The sequence below is a fragment of the Rhizobium ecuadorense genome, assembly GCF_001187535.1.
Lineage (GTDB): Bacteria > Pseudomonadota > Alphaproteobacteria > Rhizobiales > Rhizobiaceae > Rhizobium > Rhizobium ecuadorense.
Window position 1 is genome coordinate 1 of the sequence record NZ_LFIO01001616.1, and the last position, 389, is coordinate 389.

At 57.3% G+C, this 389-nt stretch carries 1 protein-coding gene; it reads left to right on the forward strand.

From position 1 onward, the window contains the following. Window positions 1–97: 97 nt before the first annotated feature. On the forward strand, window positions 98–389 hold a 292-nt coding region (locus AF337_RS41245), incomplete at its 3' end, for a hypothetical protein (RefSeq protein WP_082336897.1).

Below are 389 nucleotides of genomic sequence, written 5' to 3' on the forward strand. Positions count from 1 at the left end.
GAACTGAACATTGACACAACCCGCAGCCGACAGGGTCCGCTTTCAATTTGTCACGCAATGTCCAAGGGATGATGGCTGCGGCGTCTTCGTCTTGCAGATGCTGACTGGCAAACCCTACGACCAGATTGCCGGCATGATCGATTGGGGCGCTCAGACCAATCATTACACAACGTGGACAGAACTCTGCGGCGTCCTGACCGAGTTGGGCTGGCAGACTGGCGGATTACGCAAGGCAGAGAGCTGGGGCGATGTTTGCGGGGTAGCGGTCGTCCATGTCGAAGGAGACCACTTCATCCTCTATGACGCCGATAACGGCATCTTCTATGATCCGGGGCAACCCGACGGCCCCGATCTGCATAGCCGCCTCGTTCCTGTGAACTACCTTGCAG